This is a genomic window from Streptosporangium sp. NPDC049046, assembly GCF_040649155.1.
GTDB lineage: Bacteria > Actinomycetota > Actinomycetes > Streptosporangiales > Streptosporangiaceae > Streptosporangium.
This window is the reverse complement of sequence record NZ_JBEZEZ010000004.1, coordinates 319,220-337,846: the sequence shown is the minus strand read 5'-3', so window position 1 is coordinate 337,846 and position 18,627 is coordinate 319,220. Positions and strand designations below refer to the sequence as shown.

Here is an 18,627-nt window from a genome sequence, read left to right as displayed (position 1 = left end):
TACATGTGCGGAATCGTGGCCTATGTAGGGCCCAAGGACGCGGCGCCCATCCTGCTGGAGGGCCTGCAGCGTCTTGAGTACCGGGGCTACGACTCGGCCGGTGTGGTGATCTCCAACAAGGGCCTCAAGATGCGCAAGGTCAAGGGCCGGGTGGCCGACCTGGCGGCGGTCGTGCCCGCGCGGTTCAAGGGCGGCCTGGGTATCGGTCACACCCGCTGGGCCACCCACGGCGCGCCCAGCGACGTCAACGCCCACCCGCACCTGTCCACCGACGAGCGCATCGCCGTCGTGCACAACGGCATCATCGAGAACGCCGACGAGCTGCGCGCCAAGCTGGAGGCCGATGGTGCGATCTTCCTGTCGGAGACCGACACCGAGGTGCTGTCGCACCTGATCGCCCGCACGGTCAAGGAGTCCGACTCGCTGGAGGAGGCCGTGCGGACCGCGCTCAAGCGGGTCGTCGGCACGTACGGGATCGCGGTGATCGACTCCGAGCGTCCCGGCGAGGTGGTCGTGGCGCGCAACGGCAGCCCCATCGTGCTGGGCATCGGCGAGAAGGAGATGTTCGCCGCGTCCGACGTGGCCGCGCTGGTCCGCTACACGCGCCAGGTGGTGCACCTGGAGGACGGCGAGATCGCCGTGCTGCGGGCCGACGGGTTCAACACCTTCGCCAGCGACGCGCGGGAGACGGCCAAGGAGACGCTGACCGTCGACTGGGAGGCCGGGCACTACGACACCGGCGGCTACGAGCACTACCTGCTCAAGGAGATCTCCGAGCAGCCCGACACGGTGGCCAGGACGCTGCGCGGGCGGCTGGACGACCGCTTCCACATCGCCCACCTGGGCGGTCTCAACATGGACGCGCGGGAGAGCCGCTCGTTCCGCCGAGTGAAGATCATCGGCTGCGGTTCCGCCTACTACTCGGGCCAGATCGGCGCGCAGCTCATCGAGGAACTGGCGCGCATCCCCGCCGACGCGGAGCCGGCGAGCGAGTTCCGCTACCGCAGCCCGGTGGTGGAGGCCGACACCCTCTACGTGGCGATCAGTCAGTCGGGCGAGACCTACGACACCCTCGCCGCCGTGCAGGAGCTCAAGCGCAAGGGCGGCAGGGTGCTCGGCATCGTCAACACGGTGGGCAGCGCGATCGCCCGCGAGTGCGACGGCGGCGTCTACCTGCACGCGGGCCCCGAGGTCTCGGTGGCGAGCACCAAGGCGTTCACCTCGACCGCCGTGGCCTTCGCGCTGCTCGCGCTGCACCTGGGCCGGGTGCGCGACCTGTCTCCCGCCGACGGCCGCAGGATCTGCGACGGCCTGCGCAGGCTGCCGGACCAGATCAAGGAGATCCTGGCGCTGGAGCCGCAGATCAAGGAACTGGCGGGTAAGTACGCCGAGTCGCCGAGCATGATGTTCGTGGGCCGGGTGAGGGGCTATCCGGTGGCCCGCGAGGGCGCGCAGAAGCTCAAGGAGATCTCGTACGTGCACGCCGAGGCCTATCCGGCGAGCGAGCTGAAGCACGGGCCGCTGGCGCTGATCGGCCCGGACATGCCGACGGTGGCGATCGTCCCCGACGACGAGCTGCTGGACAAGAACCTCACCACGCTGGGTGAGATCCGCGCCCGGGGCGGCCGGGTGCTCATGGTGGGCCACCGCGACGCCGACCCCAAGCTAGCCGACGACTGCGTCGTGGTGCCCAAGAACGAGACCGAGCTGGACCCGATCCTGCTCTCGATCCCGCTGCAGCTCTTCGCCTACCACGCGGCGGTGGCCCTGGGCCGCGACGTCGACAAGCCCAGGAACCTGGCCAAGAGCGTCACGGTGGAGTGAGCCCCGCGCCCTTTCCCTCCCCCCGTCTCGTCACAGATAGTGATGGGGTACTAACCTGTGGTATAGGGGGTTCTTGGGGGAAGGGGCGCTTATGCGCCGTAGGGGGTTTTTCGCGCTGGCGGCGGGGGTGCTGCTCGCCGCGGGGTGTGGCGCGAACGACGCCGGCTCGGTGGTGAAGCGCCTGCTCCTCCTCGAACCGACCGCCGACGGCCACGGCTGGGACAGGATCGCGGGCAGGCTGGCGACCGTCGCGGTCCAGGCGGGACTGGCGCGTACCGCGATGGCCGTCGAGCGGGGTGGCGCCCTGGGCTCCGCCCCTCGCGACGCGTTCGGTGCCTTCGGTGCCTTCGGTGGCCCCTTCGCGCGAGAGGGCAGGCTGCTCGTCACCGCGATGCCGATGGTGGCGGCCGCGGAGATCGCCAACACCGTCGCCGTGGTGAACGCCGCCACTCCCATCGCCCGCCTGGTCGGCGACTGGGCGGTCCTGGTCGTCCCCGCCGACTCCCGCCTGCTGACCTTCGAGGACTTCGCCGCGGGGTTGCGCCGGAACCCGGCGGGGCTCGCGGTCGGCGGCCGGTCGGAAGGGGGCTCCGAGCACGTGCTCTACGGCATGATCGGCAAGTGCCTCGGGGTGGACACCCGGCTGCTGGAGTATGCCGGATACCTCACCCCCGAGGACGCCGTGGAGGCGCTCCAGGTGGGCCAGGTGGCGGCCCTGCTGGGATCGGCGCGTGCCCTGCGCTCCGAGATCGCCGCGGGCCGTATGCGGCCCCTGGCGGTCTCCTCCGGCGACCGGATCGACGGGATCGACGCGCCGACGCTCAGAGAGGTCGACGTCCGGCTGGAGTACAGCGACTGGTGCGGCCTGCTGGGGCCCAAGGACATGAGCCCGGAGGACAGGGACGCCGCGATCGCCCTGTGCGACAGGCTCGACGCCGCGCCACGCTGGCGCTCCCTGTGCGCGGCCCACGGCTGGAGCCGGGTCTATCTCAGCGGCGACGACTTTCGCCAGTGGCTCGCCACCGAGACGGCCCGCGCCCGCGGTGTGCTTCACGAGCTCGGGCTACTGAAGTCCTCCGACACAACCTGTTGGGGTAGTTGCGTCAGGCGCCCCTAGATGTAGGATCCTGCTCGTTGCTGGTTCGCCCCGCAGGGGGCGAGGCAAGAGGGAACCCGGTGAGATTCCGGGACTGCCCCGCAGCGGTGAACGGGAACGAAAGCCGTCATTGAGCACTGGGTGATCCATACCTGGGAAGCGACGGCCGGTAGGCATGCGCGTTGCGCCCGTGAGTCCGAAGACCTGCCGGTGACGTGAATGTCCAGGGCCTCGTGGGAGGGCCCGCGGAACGAGGCGATCCGGCGTGCCCGGGATCGCTCGCGGACGCGTGCCATCCGGCGGAGCCTGTGGCGAGTCCGATCGAGCGAGGGGCACCAGGTGACACAGGCATTGGCGGAGACCGCGACGGGGAGCACGGCGGCGACCGCGACGGGCGACAGCGGCGTCGAAGGCGCGGTGGTGACCGCGACGGGCCATGGCGGCACGGGAAACACCGGGAACGCGCGGAGCGCCGCGGTGGCCGCGACGGGCGACGACGGCGCCGGGAGCATCGGGAGCGCCACGGACGCCCGCAGGCTGGCCATCGACGAGGCCGCCGCCCGGGTGATCACCGATCCCGAGAACTCCAGGGTCGCCGCCGCGATGCTGGCCGAGCTGATCGCCGACGAGGCCGCCGAGCACGGCGTCCGCGCCTTCTCCGAGTCCGTCGCCGCGACCCACGAGGCGGGGCTGGTCGCCGACGGGCTCGCGAGGTTCGTGTCCGCCCACGCCGCGGTCCTGGACGCGCTGGTCGATCCGGAGGCGGACGCCAGGTTCGAGTACTTCGGGCTGCGCACCGTCTACGACCGCTACCTGCTGCGCCACCCGAGGACCCGCAAGGTCCTGGAGCGCCCGCAGCACTTCTTCCTGCGGGTGGCCTGCGGCCTGGCCGAGACCGTCGAGGAGGCCGCCGAGCTGTACGCGCTCATGGCCACCCTGTCCTACCTGCCCAGTTCGCCCACGCTGTTCAACTCGGGCTCGCGCAGGCCCCAGCTCTCCTCGTGCTTCCTGCTCGACTCGCCCCGCGACGAACTGGAGTCCATCTACGAGCGCTACGGGCAGGTCGCGCGGCTGTCGAAGTACGCGGGGGGCATCGGGATCGCCTGGACCAGGGTCCGCTCGCGGGGCTCGCTGATCCGGGGCACCAACGGACACTCCAACGGCATCGTGCCCTGGCTGCGCACGCTCGACTCCAGCGTCGCCGCGGTGAACCAGGGAGGCCGCCGCAAGGGCGCGGCCTGCGTCTACCTGGAGCCCTGGCACGCCGACGTCGAGGAGTTCCTGGAACTGCGCGACAACACCGGCGAGGAGGCCCGCCGCACGCACAACCTGAACCTGGCCAACTGGATCCCCGACGAGTTCATGCGCCGGGTCGAGGCCGACGGCCTCTGGTCGCTGTTCGACCCCAAGGAGGTCCCGCACCTCACCGACCTGTACGGCGCCGCGTTCGACGACGCCTACCGGGCCGCCGAGGCCGAGGGCCGCTTCACCCGGCGGATCCCCGCCCGCACCCTGTACGGGCGGATGATGCGCACGCTCGCCCAGACCGGCAACGGCTGGATGACCTTCAAGGACGCGGCGAACCGTACCTCCAACCAGACGGCGAGGCCCGAGAACGTCATCCACCTGTCGAACCTCTGCACCGAGATCCTGGAGGTCACCGGCGACGCCGAGACCGCCGTCTGCAACCTCGGCTCGATCAACCTCGCCGCCCACCTGTCAGGGGACCTCGAGGACGGGATCGACTGGGCGCGGCTGCGCGCGACGGTCCGTACCGCGGTGCGGTTCCTCGACCGGACCATCGACCTGGGTTTCTACCCGACTCCCGAGGCGGAGGCGGCCAACCGGCGGTGGCGTCCGATCGGGCTCGGCCTGATGGGCCTGGCCGACGTGCTGTTCGCGCTGCGGCTGCCGTTCGACTCGCCGCGCGCGCTGGAGCTGTCCACCCGGATCTCCGAGGAGATCGCGCTCGCCGCCTACCGGACCTCCTCGGACCTGGCCGTCGAGCGTGGCCGCCATCCCTCGTACGAGGAGACCAGGGCCGCCGCCGGGGTGCTGCACCCCGACCACTACGGGGCCGCGACGTCGGCCGCGTGGACGGAGCTCAGGGGGCGGATCGCGGAGACCGGCCTGCGCAACTCGCTGATGATCGCGATCGCGCCGACGGCCACGATCGCCTCCATCGCCGGCTGCTACGAGTGCATCGAGCCGCAGGTCTCCAACGTCTTCAAGCGCGAGACCCTCTCGGGGGAGTTCCTCCAGGTCAACCGCTATCTCGTCCGCGACCTCCAGGCCCGCGGCCTGTGGACGGCGCCGATCCGCGACGCGATCAAGCGCGCCGACGGCTCGGTCCAGGACATCCCCGAGATCCCCGCCGACCTGCGGCTGCTCTACCGGACCGCCTGGGAGCTGCCGCAGAAGGCGCTGATCGACCTGGCCGCCGCGCGCACCCCGTACATCGACCAGTCGCAGTCGCTGAACCTCTTCATGGCCACGCCGACCATCGGCAAGCTCTCCTCGATGTACGCCTACGCGTGGAAGTCGGGCCTGAAGACCACCTACTACCTGCGCTCGCGCCCGGCCACCCGGATCGCGCAGGCCACTGTGGCGGCCCCGGCGGAACGGGCCGCGGCCGAGCCCGGGGCGGTGTCCGGGGTCGTGTCCGAAGTCGTGTCCGAGGCCGTCGCCTGCTCCCTGGAGAACCCCGAGTACTGCGACGCCTGCCAGTAGCCGTCCGGTCCGTCGACAGCCCTCAGCAGTCCTCAGCAGCCTTCAGAAAGGCGATTCTTCCGATGTTGCTCGACCCCGGCATGGATCTCACCCTGCGGCCGATGCGCTACCCGGAGTTCTACGAGCGCTACCGGGCCGCGATCCGCAACACCTGGACGGTCGAGGAGGTGGACCTCACCTCCGACCTGGCGGACCTGGCGAGGATGACGCCCGAGGAGCGTCACCTGATCAACCGTCTCGTGGCCTTCTTCGCCACCGGCGACTCGATCGTGGCCAACAACCTCGTCCTCAACCTCTACCAGCACCTCAACGCCCCCGAGGCGCGCCTGTATCTCAGCAGGCAGCTGTTCGAGGAGGCGGTGCACGTCCAGTTCTACCTCACCCTGCTGGACACCTACCTGCCCGATCCCGACGAGCGGGTCAAGGCGTTCGCCGCGGTCGAGCACATCCCCTCGATCCGCGACAAGGCGGAGTTCTGCTTCCGCTGGATCGACTCGCTCGGCGGGCTGACCCGGCTGGAGACGAGGGAGGACCGGCGGGCGTTCCTGCTCAACCTGATCTGCTTCGCGGCGTGCATCGAGGGGCTGTTCTTCTACGGGGCCTTCGCCTACGTCTACTGGTTCCGCTCCCGGGGCCTGCTCGGCGGCCTGGCCACCGGGACGAACTGGGTCTTCCGCGACGAGTCCATGCACATGGAGTTCGCCTTCGGCGTCGTGGAGACCGTACGGGCCGAGGAGCCGGACCTGTTCGACGACAAGCTCGTCGAACAGGTCACCCGGATGATCGAGGAGGCGGTCGCGGCGGAGCTGGCCTTCGCGGCCGACCTGTGCGGTGACGGCCTGCTGGGGATGAGCGTGGACCAGATGCGCCGCTATCTGGAGTACGTGGCCGACCAGCGCCTGGTCAGGCTCAGGATGCCCGTCAGGTACGGCACGGCCAACCCGTTCGCGTTCATGGAGTTGCAGGACGTGCAGGAGCTGGCCAACTTCTTCGAACGCCGGGTTTCCGCCTACCAGGTAGCCGTCGAAGGGAATGTCACGTTCGACGAGTCCTTCTGATTAGCTGTTGGTCCGGAAAAGAGAAGGACGAGGACGAAAGACGTCGAGGGGGACGCCTCACGTGTCCAGCTGGATCATCATGATCGTTTCCATCGTCGCCGCCGTCGTGGCGGTGGAGGTGGTGCGACGGGTGTTGCGCTCGCGGCTGATCGGCGAGAAGTGGGTTCTCGCCGGTCCGCTCGTGCACCGCTGCGCCTGGCCGGGATTCGCCACGGCCGCCGTGGCGACGGCCCACACCATCTACGAACCTGAGATGGTGGAGGGCGCGCTCAGCCAGGTGATCGACCGCGCTCTCAGCCTGGCGATGATCGGGTGTGCCACCTGGCTGGTCATCCAGGCCGCCTACGCGGTCACCGACGTGGTGCTGGAACGCCTGATCGCCGTCGAGGGCGAGGCCAACCGCAGGGCCCGCCGCATCCGCACCCAGATCACCCTGGTCCGCAGGGTCGCCTCCGCGGTGATCATCGTGCTCGCTCTGGGCGCGATGCTCTTCACCTTCCCGCAGGTGCGGGCGCTGGGAGCCGGACTTCTCGCCTCGGCCGGTATCGCCGGGGTCGTCGTCGGCATCGCCGCCCAGTCGACCCTGGGAAACATGCTCGCCGGGCTCCAGCTGGCCTTCAGCGACGCGCTCCGCCTGGACGACGTCGTGGTGGTGAAGGGGGAGTGGGGCCGCATCGAGGAGCTCAGCCTGACCTACGTGGTACTGCGACTGTGGGACGAGCGACGGCTCGTCCTGCCGGTCTCCTACTTCACGGCGAACCCGTTCGAGAACTGGACCCGGCACAGCAGCCGGGTGATCGGTCACGTGATGATCCGGGTCGACTGGTCGGTGCCGGTGGACGAGTTGCGCGCCGAGCTCTACCGGGCCCTGCGCGAACACCCGCTCTGGGACCAGAAGGACTGGACCCTGCAGGTCACCGACACCCTTCCCAACGGGCTGCTTGAGCTGCGCGCGCTGATGAGCGCCGCCGACTCCGCCAGCGCCTGGGATCTCAAGTGCGACATGCGCGAGCACATGGTGGCCTTCGTCCGCGACAGGTATCCCGAGGCGCTGCCCCGCTTCCGGGTCGAGACCCCACCCCCGTCCGCGACCGTTCCCGGGACGCTCACCGGCCTGATGGGCGCGGGGCTCATGTCACGCGGCCTGGGCGGGGACACCGGCGAGCGGGACGGCTTCGCCCAGCGGGGCGGAGACCAGCCGGATCCGGTCTGAGACGACAGGGGGGCCGGGGCATCCGCTTCGTTCTGTTTCGGGAAGCTCCGCCGGAGCCTGCAGCTCAGCTGGCCCTCGCTACGGCGGCCGGCTCGCGGACGAAGGCCACGACGTGCGTCCGCACGTCGTCGGCGGCCTCGACGAGGCCGCCGACGTCCGGTGACGCGGGTCGTGCCGGTGTCCGGTGAAGAGGTCAGCGCTCGACGATCTCGTTCTTGCCGATGACGACGATGCCGCCGTTGGTCACCGCGAAGCGGCTGCGGTCGTACTCCAGGTCGAAGCCGATCCTGGCGCCGTCCGGGATGATCACGTTCTTGTCGATGATGGCCTTGCGGACGACGGCGCCGCGGCCCACCTTCACGTTGCCCATCAGGACCGAGTCCTCGACCTGGGAGTGGGAGTGCAGCACCACGCCGGGGGAGAGGATGGAACGCTCGGCGAGCCCGCCGGAGACGATCGCGCCCGCGGAGACGAGGGAGTCGATCGCCCTGCCCACCCGGTCGCCGTCGTTGTGCACGAACTTGGCCGGGGGGAGCGGATCGTGGCCGGTGTAGATGGGCCAGCGGCTGTTGTAGAGGTTGAAGACCGGATGCGCCGAGATGAGATCCATGTGGGCCTCGTAGTAGGCGTCGAGCGTTCCGACGTCCCTCCAGTAGCCCCGGTCGCGCTCGGTGGAGCCGGGCACGATGTTGTCGGCGAAGTCGTACACCTCCGCGCTGCCCGACTTCACCATCATCGGGATGATGTTGCCACCCAGGTCGTGCTTGCTGGTCGGGTCGAGTGCGTCCTCCCTCAGCGCGTCGATCATCGACTGGGTCTTGAAGACGTAGTTGCCCATCGAGGCGTAGACCTGGTCGGGCGCGTCGGGCAGGCCCACCGCGTCCTTCGGCTTCTCGCGGAAGGCCGTGATCTTGCGTCCGGCGGGGTCGGTCTCGATGACCCCGAACTGGTCGGCGAGCGAGAGCGGCTGCCGGATCGCGGCCACGGTCACCTCGGCTCCGCTCTCGATGTGCTGACGCACCATCTGCTGCGGGTCCATGCGATAGATGTGGTCGGCGCCGAACACGATGACGTGGTCGGGCATCTCGTCGTAGATGAGGTTCAGATTCTGGAACAGCGCGTCGGCGGAACCGGAGAACCAGTGCGGCCCGAGGCGCTGCTGGGCGGGGACCGGTGTGACGTAGTTGCCGAGCATCGCCGACAGGCGCCATGTCCGGGAGATGTGCCGGTCGAGACTGTGGTTCTTGTACTGCGTCAGCACAACGATCTGGAGGTAGTGGCCGTTGGCGAGATTGGACAGTACGAAGTCGACGAGCCGGTATATCCCCCCGAAAGGCACCGCAGGCTTCGCTCGATCAGCTGTCAGAGGCATGAGCCTCTTACCTTCTCCACCGGCGAGCACGATCGCGAGGACTCTCATAGGTGGACCTTAACCTGATGAACAGGGATGAAACACTAGGCTGATCGCATGCGAGTGGATCTGCTGACCCGTGAATACCCCCCCGACGTCTACGGAGGGGCGGGAGTTCACGTCGAATACCTCGCCCGGGAGTTGCGCAGGCTCGCCGACACCCGGGTCCGCTGCTTCGGAGCGTCACGGCCGGAGGAGGGCGTCGCGGCCTACCGGGTGCCGGGCGGGCTGGAGACGGCCAACGCCGCGCTGCAGGTGCTCGGCGTCGACCTGGAGATGGCCGCCGGGTGTGAGGGCGCCGACCTGGTACACAGCCACACCTGGTACGCCAACTTCGCCGGCCACGTCGCCAAGATGCTGTACGGGACACCCCACGTGGTGACCACGCACAGCCTGGAGCCGCTGCGGCCGTGGAAGGCCGAGCAGCTGGGCGGCGGTTACACGCTGTCGTCGTGGGCCGAGCGCGGCGCGCTGGCGAGCGCCGACGCGATCATCGCGGTCTCCGAGGGGATGCGCCGCGACGTGCTGGCGAGCTATCCGGAGATTCCGCCGGAGAGGGTCACCGTGATCCACAACGGGATCGACACCGGCGAGTACGCCCCCGACCGGGACACCGACGTCCTGGAGCGGCACGGCATCGACCCGAGCAGGCCCTACGTCGTCTTCGTGGGGCGCATCACCCGGCAGAAGGGTCTCGTGCACCTGCTCCACGCGGCACGCGACTTCCACCCCGACGCCCAGCTGGTGCTCTGCGCGGGAGCCCCCGACACTCCCGAGATCGCCGCCGAGGTGACCGCGCTCGTGCGCGGACTCGACCGCGAGGGCGTCGTGTGGATCTCGGAGATGCTTCCCCGTCCCGAGGTGATCCAGATCCTCACCCACGCCACCGTGTTCGTCTGCCCCTCCGTCTACGAGCCGATGGGCATCGTCAACCTGGAGGCGATGGCCTGCGAGACCGCCGTCGTGGCCACCGCCACCGGTGGCATCCCCGAGGTCGTGGCAGACGGCTCGACCGGTCTGCTGGTCCCGATCGACCAGGCCGCCGACGGCACCCCGCACGACCCCGACGCCTTCGCCGCCGACCTCGCCGAGCGGGTCAACCGGCTGCTCGCCGACCCCGCCCTCGCCACCAGGATGGGTGAGGCGGGAAGGATCCGCGCGGTGGAGCACTTCTCCTGGGAGCGCATCGCCGAGCGGACGATGGAGCTCTACCGGCAGGTCGCCCGCCGGTAGGCGCGGGCCTGCGCCGGGTGACGGTCCCTCGCGAGGCGGAGTCTACGGCGGTGGTCTCCCGCGCTGGTTCCCCGGTGGTTCCCCGTGGTCTCCGGCGGTGACGAGGTGGGGTCCTAGGCGGTGATGAAGTGCAGGATCACGTTGTGCACGTGATGCGCCTTGTTGTCGCCCCGGAACTCCACCTCGTAGGTGTGGGTGCCCACGTGGATCGCGATGGCCCCCGAGGAGAAGAACGAGCCCGCGAGCGACTTGTTGCTCACCACGCTCACCGCGGAGACCTTGTTGTAGGGGATGCTCGTGATGGCGATCTTCTTGCCGACGAACGACTTGTCCTGCACGATCACCCGCTTGTCGGTGAGCCCCAGGAAACCGGTGCCCGTACCGATGGCGTCGTAGACGGCGATGATCTGCTCGCCGGGCATGAGGCCGCTCTCGATCTGCTGGTACTGCTCCTTGCGGTCGTACACAACCTGAGCCATGACGTTCGCAATCTGTAGGGGGATCTGTGTCTCTGTGAAACGAACGTCCCGGGGGTCAGGTTCCTGGGCGGGTAAGGTCGGCCCGTGAACTTTCAGATGAGGATCACCGATCGTCACGGTGGTGTCAGCACCGGTCCGTACCGCAGTCGCAATCTCGGAGGCATGTGCGGCGACGAGCCGGACGCGGTCGCGGAGAACAGAGCGCGGACGGCCGCCGAGTTCGGCCTGGATCGGGTCGTGTTCATGCGGCAGGTCCACAGCGCCGATGTCCAATATGTCAGGGAACCCTTCGGTGACGACCCGCCGCCGCTGGACGGGGTCTGTACCGACGTTCCCGGCCTCGGCCTGGCCGCGCTCTGCGCCGACTGCGCGCCCGTCCTGCTGGCCGAGCCGGAGGCCGGACTGGTCGGCGCCGCGCACTCGGGCCGGGTCGGCACCATGTCCGGCGTCGTCACGGCCCTGGTCGAGGAGATGGCCGAACGCGGAGCGGACCCGGCGAGGATGACCGCGCTGATCGGCCCGATGGCCTGCGGCACCTGCTACGAGGTCCCCGCGGACATGCGTGAGGAGGTCGCGGTGATGCTTCCCGAGGTGTGGTCGATCACCCGCCAGGACACCCCGGCCCTCGACCTGCGGGCCGCGATCACCTCGCAACTGGGCAAGGCGGGTGTCGGGGAGATCACCCACGACACCCGCTGCACCATCGAGAGCCCCGACCTGTTCTCCCATCGCGGGGAGGGGACGACCGGCAGGTTCGCGGGCTACGTCTGGCTGGAGGCCTGACCCGTCCTCACCCCGGTCCCGGCCCGCGTACGGAGGGAAGGCCGGTCCAGGTCGCCCACGGGACCCGCCCGGCCCTTCCCGGTCACGCGGTGTCCGTCACGCCGCGGCACGCTCGAGCACGACCACCGGGATCTCCCTCTCGGTCTTCGTCTGGTACTCGTCGTAGGCGGGCCAGGCCGCGGCCATGATCGACCACATCTCCGGTTTCTCCTCCGGAGTGGCGGTGCGCGCCCTGGCCTTGAACCGGTCGCCCAGCACCTGGACCTCGACCTCGGGATCCGCCTGGAGGTTGAGGTACCACAGCGGCGGATCGTCGGCGCCCCCCTTGGAGGCGACCACGAGGAGGTCGTCGCCGTGACGCTGGTAGATGAGCGGGGTGGAGCGCCGCTGGCCGGACTTGCGGCCGATGGTGGTGAGGATCAGGGTCGTGGTGCCCTGCCACTCGTGTCCCTCGGCGCCGTCGGTCGCCTGATATCTCTCCACATGCTCTTTTCCGAACAGCATGATCTATCCCCTCTGACGATTACGCGGGTCAATACCCGTCAGAGGGGATCCGTCACACCGGGTCGATCAATCCGCCGACAGGATGCTCCCGTAGGCGCGGGCGGCCAGGTCCGCGATCAGATCGTGCGCGCCGAGAACCTCGGCGCACTCGGCTCCGACCTCCTCCGCGGCCGCGTTCGCGAGCCCTGGAGGCGCCTCAGGGCCCAGCAGGCAGGGGGAGACGGCGATGCGCTGGGCGCCGATGCCGCGAAGCCGCCCGGCCGCGTCCGCCACGGTGGGCGCGCTGTCGAGGGAGGCGACCAGGACGGGCAGGGTGAGCCGCGAGGCCAGCAGCACCGCCGTCGGCTGTGCCTCCGCCGCCGCGATCTCGCCGCCGACGGTGGCGAGGATGACCGCGTCGACCGGGCTGGAGACGTTGAGCAGCCGCATCCGGTCGGCCCGCGCCAGGCTTCGCTCCGACAGGCGGATGTGCAGGGCCTCGGCGAGCAGCGGGTGCGGCCCCAGGGGGTCGGTGACCGTCACCGGGACCTTGCCGGCGGCGACCGCCGCGGAGATCAGCTGGTCGGCGACCGGGTGCGGGCCGGTCAGCAGGGGAACCACGATGGCGGCCGTCGCGTCCTCGGGACGCTCCCTCGCCGCCGCCTCCAGTTCGGAGGTCAGTCCTTTGCCGTCCTCGCCGAGCGCGGCCAACCGGACCTGGATCTGTGGATTGTCCCCTCGGATGAGGGCCGCGAGTTCCGCGGCGGTGCCGGAGGCGTCGCCGAGCGCGGCCAGCACGAGCGCCGGCGCCTCGGGCGGGAGCTGGGAGGGCACGGGCCTGCGGTGCCTTCCGGAGGGCCGTACCGGGCGCCCTCGTACGGGGAGGATAGGACTCTCGCTCACATGCGCGGACTCTAGGGGCATTTGACACTTCCCGTGACCGGAAACGGCAGCATTTCCGTCACAACATTTGTGGAAAGGGGTGGGGAACCCGCCCCCGGGCGGGTCGGTGACCGGTCGTGCGCCCAGCTCACAGCCGGTATGCGACCGGCTCGCGGCCGGTACGGGGTGGGCTCATGTCCGGCGTGCGACCGGGTCACGACCGGCGCGCCGGCGGGTGACCGGTTCATGGTGGGTGGGCGGGCGGTGCGCGGCCGGGAAACCCGTCGGGTCAGACGTCACGGTGCCCCTCCCACTCGTCCTCCAGAGCCGAGTGCACGATGGAGTCGCGCCAGACCCCGCGGGCCCGCACGTGGTGCCTGATCCTGCCCTCCTCGACCATCCCGGCGACCAGCATCGCGAGTTGGGCGGCGGTGTTGGCGGGGGAGCGGGCGCCCCAGATGCGGTGCAGGCGCAGATCGCGGAAGCCGAACGTCAGGATCAGCCGGATCAGGTCGGTGCCGATGCCCCGGCCCCAGTGGTCGGGACGGAGCCCGAGGCCGATCTCCGCGCTGTGCGGGTGGTCGGCCTCGATGTGCAGCCGGGCGACGCCGAAGGCATCGCTGTTGTCGAGGTCGGTCACCGCCAGCACGTAGAGACGCCGAGGCTCGACCTCCGCGGCCTTGATCGCCTCGATGATCGTTTCCTCGACCTCCTCGCGCGTGCGGGGGTCGAACGGCAGGTGCTCGGTGGCCGTCGGGTCACCGTATACGGCGTGCAGGGCGTCCACGTCATCGATGGTGATTTCCCTGAGCCGGAGTCTCTTGCCCGAGATCTCAACGTGGCGCATGCGCAGACGCTAACGTCTCGGAGCGCCTACGGCTAGAGATCTTTCCGGTAAGCGGACATACCATCATTTTAGTGATCTTATACGCATGGCTCTGTGTGTGCCCAGGGCCAGGATTCCTGTGCCACGACTCAGGCGACACGGTCTCGCCCGTGTCCGGAATCGGACACGGGCCGGCTCCCGTGCGGTCGGCCTCGCGTGGGGGTCCGCTTCACTTCGCGGGGAGCGACGCCGTCTTCGACGGACATGTCGATCATCCTTTTTCGCGGGGAGGGCACCGGAGGGCGGTGGCCGGGGATGGCCGTCCCCTGCCACCGGCCCGCCCGGCTTCCCCTCGTGGCGGGCTCTGGTGGTTCTGACGTACTCCGATAGGCCTGTATGGGGTTACAACGAGCCGGCGGGTCGGCGAGTTCGGTGAATCGTGGCGAATTCACCGGGTGGTTCTCCTGCTTCGGAGAAGGTCGCGGCCACCGGAGAGGGGCGGTGGCCGCGAGAGGGCTCAGGCGTCCCGGGAAGCGGTCCCCGTGCGCGTTCCCGGAACGCCGTCGCCGGTGGCGCCGGAATCCCCGCCCTGGGCTCCGCCGAGGTCGGGGGTTCCGGGGAGGTCGGTGTGGGTCCCGGGCGCGATGGCGAGGCCCACGGCGGTGACGGCGAGCGCGGCGACCACGTAGAGCGAGATGGCGAGGGTGCCGCCGAACCGGTCGAAAAGCGACAACGCGATGATCGGGGCGAGGGCGCCCCCGAAGATCCCGGCGACCTGGTAACCCATGGACGCGCCGCTGTAGCGCAGGCGGGTGCTGAACAGCTCGGCGATGAAGGCCGCCTGCGGCCCGTACATCGCCGCGTGGCAGGCGAGGGCGACGACGGAGGCCAGCGCGATCAGCGGGAAGGACCTGGTGTCGAGCAGGGGGAAGAAGGCGAACACCCAGATCGCGGCCCCGATCACGCCCGCCAGGTAGACCGGGCGGCGGCCGACCCGATCGGAGAGCGCGCCGAACAGCGGGATCAGGAAGAGCTGGAAGGCGGAGCCGATCAGCACCGCGTTCAGCGCGACCCCGCGTTCGAGTGCGAGGGGACCGGTGACGTAGGCCAGGACATAGGTCACGAAGATGTAGAAGGCGACGTCCACGCCGATGCGCGCGAGGCCCGCGGAGATCAGCGCGCGCGGGTGCGTGCGCAGCACCTCGAGCAGCGGCATCCGTGCCTTCGCGCCCGCCCGCTCGACCTGGGCGAACAGCGGGGACTCCACGATCCGCAGGCGGATCCACAGACCCACGACGACGAGCGCGCCCGACAGCAGGAACGGCACCCGCCATCCCCACGACAGGAACGCCTCCTCGGGAAGCGCCGCGGACATCACCCCGAGCACGCCCGCCGCCAGCAGGTTTCCCGCGGGTACGCCGACCTGCGGCCAGCTCGCGTTGAACCCGCGACGGCGGGAGTCGCCGTGCTCGATGGACATCAGGACGGCTCCGCCCCACTCGCCGCCCAGGCCGAGCCCCTGCAGGAAGCGCAGGGTGACGAGCAGCAGCGGGGCGGCCACGCCGATGGTGGCGTAGCCGGGCAGCAGGCCGATCAGGAAGGTGGCGACGCCCATCAGCAGCAGGGTGACCACCAGTACGTTCTTGCGGCCGGCCCGGTCGCCGAAGTGGCCGAACACGATGCCGCCGAGCGGCCGCGCGACGAACCCGATCGCGTAGGTGAGGAACGCGAGCAGCGTGCCGGTGAGCGGTTCGAAGGTGGGGAAGAAGAGCCTGTTGAAGACCAGGGCCGCGGCCGAACCGTAGAGGAAGAAGTCGTACCACTCCAGGGAGGTGCCGACCAGCCCGGCCACGATGACCCGTCTGGTCTGGGAGCTTGCCATCGCATGTGCTCCTTAGCTTCTCGTCGGGGGAGGTCCCGTGAGTTCGCTTCGTGTTGCGGTCCCCATCAACATAAGAATCGTTCAACAATTCGACAATAGGTTTGTTTGATGATTTCTTGGGGGCGTGGAAAACGTCACCGCAGCGCTACAACGCGATCGCGGTCGTCTCGGGCGCAGCAGTGCGGCGGAGGTGGTCGCCGACATTCTCCGTGACCGGATCGCCGAAGGACTCTTCGTCCCAGGTCAGCGCCTGTCCGAGGAGAGCATCGGCGCGGCGCTCGAAGTCTCGCGCAACACCCTGCGCGAGGCGTTCCGGCTGCTCGGTCACGAGCGCCTGCTGGAGCATCGGCTCAACCGGGGTGTGTTCGTGCGCGTGCTGTCGGTGGAGGACGTCGCCGACCTCTACCGGATGCGCAGGGTGATCGAGGGCGCCGCCGTGCGAAACAGCGCGCACGCCACCCGGGAGACTCTCGCCGTCATCAGGGAGGCCGTCGCCGAGGCGTCCCGTGCCGCCGGCGAGGGGCGCTGGCAGGACGTCGGGACGGCCAACATCCGCTTCCACCAGAACCTCGCCGCCCTGAACGGCAGCCCGCGCCTGGACGAGGTGATGCGTCAGCTGCTGGCCGAGCTCCGCCTGGTCTTCCACGTCATGAAGAACCCCCGCGCCTTCCACGAGCCTTTCGTGGTCCGCAACATGGAGCTGGTGGAGCTCATGGAGGCCGGACGGGTGGCCGAGGCCGAGCAGGCCCTGGAAACCTACCTGGACGACGCCGAGAAACTACTGATAAAGGCATATATCCCCTAGCCGTAAATGGGGTGTAATGCGGCACAATGGGCGGATGCTTCCTCCGAATCCGCGTGTGATCGTGCTCATCGGCCCCGGTGTGGTCGCGGACCTCCGCCTGCTCACCGAGGTGGCCGGTCGGGAGTTCGCGGCGCTCGGTGTCGGCGGTACGGTGTCGGCGACCCCGGACGTGCCCGGCTTCCGGGCGGCGCTGGAGTCCCCAGATGTCCTGGTCGTCCTGCCGGGCCCGGATCCAGAGGCCCGCCGCCTGGCTTCCGAGCGTCCCGACGCGGTCTGGCTCGACCTGACGATGAGGCCCCACCCGGCGAAGGCCGACGCGCCCCTTCCGGCGGCCGAGGCGGGCACCGGGACCGCGGACGGCGCGGTCTCCACGGGCGGTACGGGGGCCGCCGGTGGCGCGGGCGCCACCGGAGCCACCCGGGCCGTGTCGGGCACCCACATGCACGGGCGGGGAATCTGGGGACTGACCTGGGCGATCAGGCACGCCGTCCACCGCCTGCGCCGGCCCGCGCGCAGGATCGCCTATGGCGACCACCCCGACCAGTGGTCGGAGGTGCGCTCCCCGTACGGAGGCGACGGGCAGGACCTCGCGGCGCCGGGGGAGAGCGGCGAACAGGTGTCTACCGCGGTGCTGCTGCACGGTGGTTTCTGGCGTTCGGTCTGGGGGGCGGACCTGATGGACGCGCTCGCCGTCGACCTCGCCGAGCGCGGGTTCGTCGCCTGGAACCTCGAATACCGCCGCCCCGACCTGCACGGCTGGGACGCGACCACCGAGGACGTCGCCCGAGGCGTCGCCCTCGCGGCGGAGAGCGCGAACGGCCCGCTCGTGGTGATCGGCCACTCGGCGGGCGGACAGCTCGCGCTGCGCGCCGCCGCCGACGACCACCGGATCACCCTGGCCGTCTCCCTGGCGGGGGTGCTCGACCTGGCCGAGGGGGATCGCAGGCACACGGGCACCGGCGCGGTCGCCGCCGCGCTCGGCGGATCCCTCGCCGAGGTGCCCGACGTCTACCGGAGTTCGGGGCCGCTGGAACGGCTTCCGGTGGGAGTGCCCCAGCTCATCGTGCAGGGCGGCGGGGACGACCTGGACCTGGTGGACTTCAGCCGCCGCTACGCGCGAGCCGCCCAGGCGGCGGGCGATCAAGTGACATATCTCGAAATGTCGGGCGATCATTTTGACGTCATCGACCCCGCCTCACCGATCTGGCGGGCCACCGCCGGGGCGGTCGCCGAGCACAGAACCCCCTCCTGACGCGCCTTCGCCGGTCGAAGGACTCCTGAAAGGTCCCCCGACAGCCTGGCAGGAAGCCCGACAGCCCGGCAGGAAGAAGGTCGGCGCCGACCGGCGAAGGTCCACCGAGCCGAGTCGCCCGACCAGGCGGAACCACCTGCGGTCCATCCCGCCAGAGGCCCCTCAGGGGCCCGTCGGAGGCCCGTCAGAGCGAGGAGAGCGGGCGCCAGGGGACCGGGCTGGACAGCACCATCATGCTCGACGGGTGGCCGTAGGGGGCGAGCCGGTCGATCATCTCCTCGAAGGCCGTCATCGAGGAGGCGGCCACCCGCAGCAGGCAGCAGGCGTCACCGGTCACCCGGTGCACCTCCAGGATCTCCGGCCAGGCGAGCGCCTGATCGTCGCGGAGCACGCAGCGGGGCCCGTAGCACGACATCCTGATCAGCGCGGCCACCCCGCGCCCGGCCAGCGCCGCGTCCACCCGGGCGTGGTAGCCGGTGATCACCCCGGTCTCCTCCAGCCGCCGCACCCGCTCCGCCACCGCCGGAGCGGACAGGTGCACCCGGCGCGAGAGCTCGCTGTACGACAGGCGCGCGTCGTCCTGCAACTCGGCCAGCAGCGCCCAATCCATCGCGTCCACGGTCACGCTCCGTCACGTCGTAACTTGATCTGCCCGATGCCTTACGTTCCG

At 70.1% G+C, this 18,627-nt stretch carries 16 protein-coding genes and 1 riboswitch; of the genes, 9 read left to right on the top strand and 7 right to left on the bottom strand.

Annotated features, from left to right (window positions below):
* The first annotated feature begins 3 nt into the window (after nucleotides 1-3).
* The 5 genes from glmS to AB0B96_RS07875 all read left to right on the top strand — a co-directional run bounded on the left by glmS (nucleotide 4) and on the right by AB0B96_RS07875 (nucleotide 7,921).
* Complete coding sequence (gene glmS / locus AB0B96_RS07895; RefSeq protein ID WP_362897122.1) at nucleotides 4-1,824, top strand: glutamine--fructose-6-phosphate transaminase (isomerizing); 1,821 nt, start codon at nucleotides 4-6, stop codon at nucleotides 1,822-1,824.
* Between the two features lie 91 nt (nucleotides 1,825-1,915).
* Nucleotides 1,916-2,941: a tripartite tricarboxylate transporter substrate-binding protein gene (locus tag AB0B96_RS07890; protein ID WP_362897120.1), complete on the top strand. Its 1,026-nt coding sequence runs from the start codon at nucleotides 1,916-1,918 to the stop codon at nucleotides 2,939-2,941.
* Nucleotides 2,942-2,945: 4 nt separating this feature from the next.
* Nucleotides 2,946-3,147, top strand: a riboswitch (cobalamin riboswitch).
* A 112-nt stretch (nucleotides 3,148-3,259) separates the two neighbouring features.
* Nucleotides 3,260-5,650 carry a ribonucleoside-diphosphate reductase subunit alpha gene (locus AB0B96_RS07885; RefSeq protein WP_362897119.1) on the top strand — a complete coding sequence of 797 codons (2,391 nt, stop codon included), beginning with the start codon at nucleotides 3,260-3,262 and terminating at the stop codon, nucleotides 5,648-5,650.
* Nucleotides 5,651-5,712: 62 nt separating this feature from the next.
* Nucleotides 5,713-6,708, top strand: a complete 996-nt coding sequence (locus AB0B96_RS07880) for a ribonucleotide-diphosphate reductase subunit beta (protein ID WP_350943870.1) — start codon at nucleotides 5,713-5,715, stop codon at nucleotides 6,706-6,708.
* Between the two features lie 61 nt (nucleotides 6,709-6,769).
* Complete coding sequence (locus AB0B96_RS07875; RefSeq protein WP_350943868.1) at nucleotides 6,770-7,921, top strand: mechanosensitive ion channel domain-containing protein; 1,152 nt, start codon at nucleotides 6,770-6,772, stop codon at nucleotides 7,919-7,921.
* A gap of 193 nt (nucleotides 7,922-8,114) precedes the next feature.
* Here the strand turns inward: AB0B96_RS07875 and glgC are convergent, their stop codons facing one another.
* Nucleotides 8,115-9,341: a glucose-1-phosphate adenylyltransferase gene (glgC, locus tag AB0B96_RS07870; protein ID WP_362897118.1), complete on the bottom strand. Its 1,227-nt coding sequence runs from the start codon at nucleotides 9,339-9,341 to the stop codon at nucleotides 8,115-8,117.
* 48 nt (nucleotides 9,342-9,389) lie between these two features.
* Between glgC and glgA the strand changes: the two genes are divergently transcribed.
* Nucleotides 9,390-10,565 carry a glycogen synthase gene (gene glgA / locus AB0B96_RS07865; RefSeq protein ID WP_362897117.1) on the top strand — a complete coding sequence of 392 codons (1,176 nt, stop codon included), beginning with the start codon at nucleotides 9,390-9,392 and terminating at the stop codon, nucleotides 10,563-10,565.
* Nucleotides 10,566-10,678: 113 nt separating this feature from the next.
* Here glgA and AB0B96_RS07860 read toward each other — a convergent pair whose 3' ends face one another.
* Nucleotides 10,679-11,044, bottom strand: coding sequence for a PH domain-containing protein (locus AB0B96_RS07860; RefSeq protein WP_362897116.1), 366 nt, complete (start codon nucleotides 11,042-11,044; stop codon nucleotides 10,679-10,681).
* Nucleotides 11,045-11,140: 96 nt separating this feature from the next.
* Here AB0B96_RS07860 and pgeF point away from each other — a divergent pair, with 96 nt between their 5' ends.
* The gene (pgeF, locus tag AB0B96_RS07855) at nucleotides 11,141-11,827 is read left to right on the top strand and encodes a peptidoglycan editing factor PgeF (protein ID WP_362897162.1); all 687 of its coding nucleotides are present in this window, start codon (nucleotides 11,141-11,143) and stop codon (nucleotides 11,825-11,827) included.
* A gap of 96 nt (nucleotides 11,828-11,923) precedes the next feature.
* On the opposite strand, the gene AB0B96_RS07850 is transcribed toward pgeF, so the two are convergent.
* From AB0B96_RS07850 to AB0B96_RS07835, 4 genes are all read right to left on the bottom strand, one after another.
* Nucleotides 11,924-12,331 carry a nitroreductase family deazaflavin-dependent oxidoreductase gene (locus AB0B96_RS07850; protein ID WP_362897115.1) on the bottom strand — a complete coding sequence of 136 codons (408 nt, stop codon included), beginning with the start codon at nucleotides 12,329-12,331 and terminating at the stop codon, nucleotides 11,924-11,926.
* A 66-nt stretch (nucleotides 12,332-12,397) separates the two neighbouring features.
* Complete coding sequence (locus AB0B96_RS07845; RefSeq protein WP_350943858.1) at nucleotides 12,398-13,213, bottom strand: CbiX/SirB N-terminal domain-containing protein; 816 nt, start codon at nucleotides 13,211-13,213, stop codon at nucleotides 12,398-12,400.
* Nucleotides 13,214-13,481: 268 nt separating this feature from the next.
* Nucleotides 13,482-14,039 (bottom strand): GNAT family protein, encoded by a 558-nt coding sequence (locus AB0B96_RS07840; RefSeq protein WP_362897114.1) that lies wholly within the window; start codon nucleotides 14,037-14,039, stop codon nucleotides 13,482-13,484.
* Between the two features lie 496 nt (nucleotides 14,040-14,535).
* Complete coding sequence (locus tag AB0B96_RS07835; RefSeq protein WP_362897113.1) at nucleotides 14,536-15,900, bottom strand: MFS transporter; 1,365 nt, start codon at nucleotides 15,898-15,900, stop codon at nucleotides 14,536-14,538.
* Between the two features lie 124 nt (nucleotides 15,901-16,024).
* On the opposite strand from AB0B96_RS07835, the gene AB0B96_RS07830 reads away from it, so the two are divergent.
* Nucleotides 16,025-16,705 carry a GntR family transcriptional regulator gene (locus AB0B96_RS07830; RefSeq protein WP_362897112.1) on the top strand — a complete coding sequence of 227 codons (681 nt, stop codon included), beginning with the start codon at nucleotides 16,025-16,027 and terminating at the stop codon, nucleotides 16,703-16,705.
* Between the two features lie 34 nt (nucleotides 16,706-16,739).
* Nucleotides 16,740-17,957, top strand: a complete 1,218-nt coding sequence (locus AB0B96_RS07825) for an alpha/beta hydrolase fold domain-containing protein (protein ID WP_362897111.1) — start codon at nucleotides 16,740-16,742, stop codon at nucleotides 17,955-17,957.
* 184 nt (nucleotides 17,958-18,141) lie between these two features.
* Here the strand turns inward: AB0B96_RS07825 and AB0B96_RS07820 are convergent, their stop codons facing one another.
* Nucleotides 18,142-18,567, bottom strand: coding sequence for an Lrp/AsnC family transcriptional regulator (locus tag AB0B96_RS07820; RefSeq protein ID WP_350944243.1), 426 nt, complete (start codon nucleotides 18,565-18,567; stop codon nucleotides 18,142-18,144).
* Nucleotides 18,568-18,627 lie beyond the last annotated feature (60 nt).

Bases quoted from the DNA above. Each gene is read 5' to 3' on its own strand.
- AB0B96_RS07820 (WP_350944243.1), bottom strand. From the start codon at position 18,567: ATGGATTGGGCGCTGCTGGCCGAGTTGCAGGACGACGCGCGCCTGTCG.
- AB0B96_RS07825 (WP_362897111.1), top strand. From the start codon at position 16,740: ATGCTTCCTCCGAATCCGCGTGTGATCGTGCTCATCGGCCCCGGTGTG.
- glgA (WP_362897117.1), top strand. From the start codon at position 9,390: ATGCGAGTGGATCTGCTGACCCGTGAATACCCCCCCGACGTCTACGGA.
- glgC (WP_362897118.1), bottom strand. From the start codon at position 9,341: ATGAGAGTCCTCGCGATCGTGCTCGCCGGTGGAGAAGGTAAGAGGCTC.
- AB0B96_RS07835 (WP_362897113.1), bottom strand. From the start codon at position 15,900: ATGGCAAGCTCCCAGACCAGACGGGTCATCGTGGCCGGGCTGGTCGGC.
- pgeF (WP_362897162.1), top strand. From the start codon at position 11,141: ATGAGGATCACCGATCGTCACGGTGGTGTCAGCACCGGTCCGTACCGC.
- glmS (WP_362897122.1), top strand. From the start codon at position 4: ATGTGCGGAATCGTGGCCTATGTAGGGCCCAAGGACGCGGCGCCCATC.
- AB0B96_RS07850 (WP_362897115.1), bottom strand. From the start codon at position 12,331: ATGCTGTTCGGAAAAGAGCATGTGGAGAGATATCAGGCGACCGACGGC.
- AB0B96_RS07840 (WP_362897114.1), bottom strand. From the start codon at position 14,039: ATGCGCCACGTTGAGATCTCGGGCAAGAGACTCCGGCTCAGGGAAATC.
- AB0B96_RS07890 (WP_362897120.1), top strand. From the start codon at position 1,916: ATGCGCCGTAGGGGGTTTTTCGCGCTGGCGGCGGGGGTGCTGCTCGCC.
- AB0B96_RS07860 (WP_362897116.1), bottom strand. From the start codon at position 11,044: ATGGCTCAGGTTGTGTACGACCGCAAGGAGCAGTACCAGCAGATCGAG.
- AB0B96_RS07880 (WP_350943870.1), top strand. From the start codon at position 5,713: ATGTTGCTCGACCCCGGCATGGATCTCACCCTGCGGCCGATGCGCTAC.